Source organism: Oleiphilus sp. HI0117, assembly GCF_001635235.1.
In genome coordinates this window covers 1-4,880 of sequence record NZ_LWGA01000619.1, presented here as the reverse complement: position 1 = coordinate 4,880, position 4,880 = coordinate 1, and the positions used below count along the sequence as shown (strand labels likewise).

The window sequence follows — 4,880 nt, the reverse complement described above, 5'->3', positions numbered from 1 at the left end:
AAATGAACAAAGATTCAGTCTGTTAGTTTTAGTGTAGCAGAGTCATGAGCAGAGTTATTGATTAAATCGCTTGGATTTGAGATTACCTAAGAGAAGTATGTTCTTAATTCAGGTCAAGCAAAAAAACCGGATTCGCTGGGATACGAATCCGGTAAATAGTGCGAGTAGTATCCATGAAAGTCTTTCATTGCTGATAATTGCACTTCGCTTATCAGACACTCAAAGTATTAGTCAGATCGCTCAAAAAACAAGCATTTTTTAATGATATTTTCTTCTAAGTTGGCGTGCTAACCTTTGATATGGTTTTTAGCCGACGAGAGATTAGCCTGTGCTGGAACTCCAGCACTTAGCGGTGTGGTTTGTGTTCTGAGTGAATATTGTCCGTATCCCAGGGCAATAGGCGGTAATGAGGTTGTGATTGGGCAAAATTCATAAAAGGGTATTTGATGATGTCGAAATAGGGGGAGTAATCGAAATCACTGGGGGTGCACAGTTTGGGGTTGCGTCGATAGATTTTTACTTCATGTTGCTCGCTGCGCTTGACCAAGGGAAGAATCGGATACTGAATTGAAGCAAAAGCCTCTGCGATCATTGTTGAGCAGACTGTCTTCGTTGTGGTGCCTACATGTGAGGTGAATAGGCTCGAGCGCCATTTTCGTGGCATCACTAGCCAGGGAAACAGAAAGCGTAGTAAATCGAAGATTTGGCGAATATCGTAGTCGGTACCAAGTCGGCCGACTGCGTAATTTATTACTTTTTGAGCATCGCCATAGGTTAAATCCCTAGGTCGGCAAATGCGCATATGCTCTCTATCGTAAGTTGATAGCGGCCTGACTAGCGTACCCATACCAAGTTCACTTTCGACAATGAGCTGAACGTCGGGTTGCCCGTCAAAATATTCTTTAACCTTTTGTCTTGTGGTAGGGTCTTCAATTTCATGAAGCCGGCCAATATACAGAGCGGCATGTGACCAGCAGCTTTGAGTAATGGTTTTGATGACATCACTCACTCGGCTACGACCTTCGATGAGGATTACGTCGCCAGGTTTGATTTCGTAGCGTGTGCGCTCAAAGTCACTCATAGGAATGCTGCTGGGAGGACGCTCGTGTGTCAACCAGCCTACGATTAAATCAATTAGTGCCGATTTACTTATCAAACCCATTTCATAAACCTTTTATTATCGATACTATTGGGTATAGACAATAAAGCTGCATTCAACAAAGGCTAAATTGTAAAATCTTATTAATGCAGGGCTGGTTAAACGCTAGTTACTGAATCAATACCGGGTGTATAGCGACACGATTACCCGTATTGAGTAGTCTCGAACGAGAGGGTGAAATATGTCAAAAGATATCGACCAGAGCGATGAGATCAAACAAATAAAGGATGGTGACCAGAGCTCGCAGCTATCCGAGAAAATCAAAGAGTCTGCACGTCAGATCTGGTTGGCAGGTTTAGGGGCCTACAATAAAGCTGAAGAAGATACCGGAAAGATTTTCGACAAGCTTGTAAAGGAAGGTGAGGAAATAGAAAGCCTGACCCGTGGCGTAGTAGAAAAACAGTTCAAGGCGGTAGAGGATCGTGTTGAGGATGTTAGAGAGAAAGCCAGCGGTACCTTCGGTAAGCTTGAGAGTGTTTTCGATCAGCGAGTATCATCGGCTTTGGTGCGCTTAGGGATTCCAACTAATCATCGTGTTGCGGAACTGGAACAACGTGTGTCTGAGCTTGAGGCCAAACTGGCTGAGAAATAATCGTTTGATCAATGATTAGAAGAACGGCCTACAAGTAGGCCTTTTTCAATTCGTTGAGTAGTTGGCGCTGTTCTTTATCTAAAAACGGTGCCACCAGCGAGATAACCTGATAAACGCCTCGAGCGAGCATGTCTTCAGACAAACTCTTGTTGCTCGAGACAATGCAGTAATTGATCCAGAACGTTGCCGTTAGTACGATATTCTCACACAAGGCTTCGAGCTCATCATTATTTGCTTCGATACTGCCTTGCTCTTCTAGTCCCTTCAAAATATTGAGCGTAGCTTTCCTTTTCTTTTGAATGATTTTATTGAAGCGTAGCTTGATATTGTCATGGCGACCGAGCACATGGACGATATCTTTATAAAGAAATTGGTACTTTTCAATGTGCTCGAATATCAAGTGCAGAAAGAACCATTGATCCTCGATATCTGGCGTTGTATTGGGCGCTTCCAACAGAGCTCCCATTTCATTTTCAAACCACTCAAATAAATTCGTCAGAATGTCAGTTTTACTTTTGAAGTGGTAGTAAAGGTTCCCCGGGCTTATATCAAGCTCGTCAGAAATCAATAGCGTGGTGACATTCGGTTCACCCAGCTCATTGAAAAGCTCCAGGCTTTTATGGAGTATTCGATCTCTTGTTTTCATTAAACGTCCGGGTCCTTATCGTGTAAACTTAATACGTTTCCTTGTCGACGGGATTAAGATAAAAGTGTGTAATCCTTTCGTCGGTAAATTTATCAAAAAAACGACTGGTATCCGAGATTAATTTTAAGGTCGGTGCTTGTCTTTGATGATCTGATACTAATACTTTGATGTCTTCAAAACCATCTTTGATTTTTGTGAATCGTGCAGTAATGCTAGATGAGACTAATTGCTGCTCAGGGTGACCAAATTCCTTTGATAAGAAATTTAGGTAATGAAGCTCTTCTTCTTTGCTGAGGTTGTCTCGTGTCGCTAGATAGCGCATCTTATGTCTATCCAGAATACAGGAAGAGTAAGAGTTTTTCTTAACCGAAGCGTGCTTTCGAAAAGCTTCCCAGAAATAGCTGTCTGTTAGATACTTGAAACTATCAATATTGTCCAGACTGGCGTTAACGAAGCTCGACACTTCGGGGTTTTGCATCACTTCATCAATCGCAGCGCGGAGCAGCCAGTCGAAGCCTTGAGCTGTTTTGTGCGCGTAGACTTGTCGATACATTTGGTGACGACTATAAACAAAGTCTTCTAGAGAGCTTAGGCCTTTTTCCGCAATTGCCAGACCGAACCAGTTAGTTTGTGGACACCAACCAAAATGAATATTGCTTAGCAGGTGGTCCAGGTTAAAGCCTCCAATTGTGACCGAGGAGTGAAAACCGTCGCGAAGCATGTAATCGGCGCGGTCTGCATCCAGCTCACCCGATACCAGGCTTGATAAAACATGCTGTAATTTGCTGGCGAATTCATCAGGTAAGGAGTCCGGATTATTCGCCAGGTCGCTGGGAGCAATCAGCGGCCAAAGGGCGTGAGCGTGTCGATTAAATAAATCACTTGGGGAAATTGAGGTGGTTTCCATCAGAGACAGAATATCTAAAGGTTCCAGGCTTGGTGCTTTGTTATCGATATCTTGCAGTATTTGCCAGGCAGCACGAACTGAAAAGTGCTCATGCTCGAGTATTGTTGGCGGATCTTTATAGATAGCGCTGGTGTCAATGCCTGCCCAAAGATGTTCAAAACGTCCTCCTTGAGCAAGAAGGGATTTAATAGAGGGGGTTCGATTGAATTGGTGCGAGAAGCTGCTATGTCCAACATCATGTAGAAGGCAGGCACAACGAACAAGCCTGTGAAAGTAGCTGATAGCTTCTAGTGTGTCGGTTTTTACCACTGAACGCTGTTCTTGGGAGCAGCGTTTCAGACAGTTTTCAATCATTGCGCGGAACATGCGCCCGCCAACATGCATGACACCTACGCTATGTAAAAAGCGTGAGTGAGTCGCGCCAGGAAATACGAGAGAAAGGATATCGTTCTGACAAATAAAGCGTAGTCGCTGAAATAAAGGGTGGTCCACCATGGCCACTTCGTGGCTCAAAAGAGGTATGCCACCGTGTACTGGGTCCATGATTAGCTTCTTATGCGCCCCAAGTAAATCTTCTATCAATAAATTCAAGCAGCGTAGCCCCAATTGTTAATTAGTGTGAATACTCTAATGAATGAGAATAGTCTCAAGGTATATTTTGATAAAAAGAGTATGTTAATACTTAGCTTTTATGCAGAAGTATATTAATTCTTTAATTACTTTAGCATGCTTGTGCAGGTTTAATCAGTTTAAGTGAAATCGTTAGGAATTTGGCGTATCGCACGGTAAGTCTGTGATCTTTAGCCAGTCCCGGTGAAAAAATGAAATTATTCTCGGTTTTGGTTAGACGTGTATTCAGCTTGTCCTATACTCGAATTATTAAATTAACCTTGATGCCGCGCCAGGCATAGTATGTCGGGTGCCTTAAAGCTTAGCCGCTGTATATCAAGCGTTATAAAAAGGCTGTGATTAATTAGTGAGTATTGTATTGACCTTATTAAATAATGTTTGGCAGGTATAGATCATGGATCAGCTAGCTGAACATATTCTGGTGCTAGACCCTCATAAAGAGGACTTGTTACGCTTGGCAGATTATCTGTGTGCCAAGGGCTATCAAGTAAAAACTGCATCAACGATCGATAACGCAAACGAGTTATTGGCAAGTACTTCAGTAGATTTGGTGTTTGCTGATGTAACCAATGCCGATATTGCTCACTTATCATTGGGTCAGGCTGATAGTTACCTTATCCCTTTGGTTGTTGTATCGGAAACGCCAAACTCTGGTGATGTGGTCGCGTGTTTAAGAGCAGGTGCTTCGGACTACATTCTAAAACCTGTCAATGACTATATTAATGTTGATCATGTGATCGATAGAATCCTAGAGAAGGTTCGTTTAAGTAAGCATAATAAGCATTTACAGAAAGAGCTTGAAGAAGGCTATAAGAAACTGAGCGCGGGTCTCCAGGAATTGAGGGCTGACCAAAAAGCCGGATTGCAAATTAAAAAGAAAATGCTGCCAAAAAATGAAAAGAAAGTGAACGATATTTTCTTTGAGCATCGAGTGATGCCATCTTTG

General features: G+C 42.7%; 5 protein-coding genes. 2 read left to right on the top strand and 3 right to left on the bottom strand.

Annotation, left to right across the window (positions count from 1 at the left end; all coding sequences use genetic code 11):
- Window positions 1-346: 346 nt before the first annotated feature.
- Window positions 347-1,162 carry a YiiX/YebB-like N1pC/P60 family cysteine hydrolase gene (locus A3757_RS06950; protein ID WP_068508906.1) on the bottom strand — a complete coding sequence of 272 codons (816 nt, stop codon included), beginning with the start codon at window positions 1,160-1,162 and terminating at the stop codon, window positions 347-349.
- A 178-nt stretch (window positions 1,163-1,340) separates the two neighbouring features.
- Here A3757_RS06950 and A3757_RS06945 point away from each other — a divergent pair, with 178 nt between their 5' ends.
- Window positions 1,341-1,751, top strand: a complete 411-nt coding sequence (locus A3757_RS06945) for a phasin family protein (RefSeq protein ID WP_068515273.1) — start codon at window positions 1,341-1,343, stop codon at window positions 1,749-1,751.
- Window positions 1,752-1,779: 28 nt separating this feature from the next.
- On the opposite strand, the gene A3757_RS06940 is transcribed toward A3757_RS06945, so the two are convergent.
- Together A3757_RS06940 and A3757_RS06935 are read right to left on the bottom strand one after the other, a co-directional pair.
- A complete protein-coding gene (locus tag A3757_RS06940; RefSeq protein WP_068508108.1) occupies window positions 1,780-2,397 on the bottom strand; it encodes a TetR/AcrR family transcriptional regulator in 618 nt (205 codons plus the stop codon).
- 28 nt (window positions 2,398-2,425) lie between these two features.
- Complete coding sequence (locus A3757_RS06935; RefSeq protein ID WP_231875476.1) at window positions 2,426-3,895, bottom strand: HD domain-containing protein; 1,470 nt, start codon at window positions 3,893-3,895, stop codon at window positions 2,426-2,428.
- Between the two features lie 433 nt (window positions 3,896-4,328).
- On the opposite strand from A3757_RS06935, the gene A3757_RS06930 reads away from it, so the two are divergent.
- The coding region (locus A3757_RS06930) for a response regulator (protein WP_156506242.1) at window positions 4,329-4,880 on the top strand (552 nt) is incomplete at its 3' end.

Bases quoted from the DNA above. Each gene is read 5' to 3' on its own strand.
- A3757_RS06945 (WP_068515273.1), top strand. From the start codon at position 1,341: ATGTCAAAAGATATCGACCAGAGCGATGAGATCAAACAAATAAAGGAT.
- A3757_RS06950 (WP_068508906.1), bottom strand. From the start codon at position 1,162: ATGGGTTTGATAAGTAAATCGGCACTAATTGATTTAATCGTAGGCTGG.
- A3757_RS06940 (WP_068508108.1), bottom strand. From the start codon at position 2,397: ATGAAAACAAGAGATCGAATACTCCATAAAAGCCTGGAGCTTTTCAAT.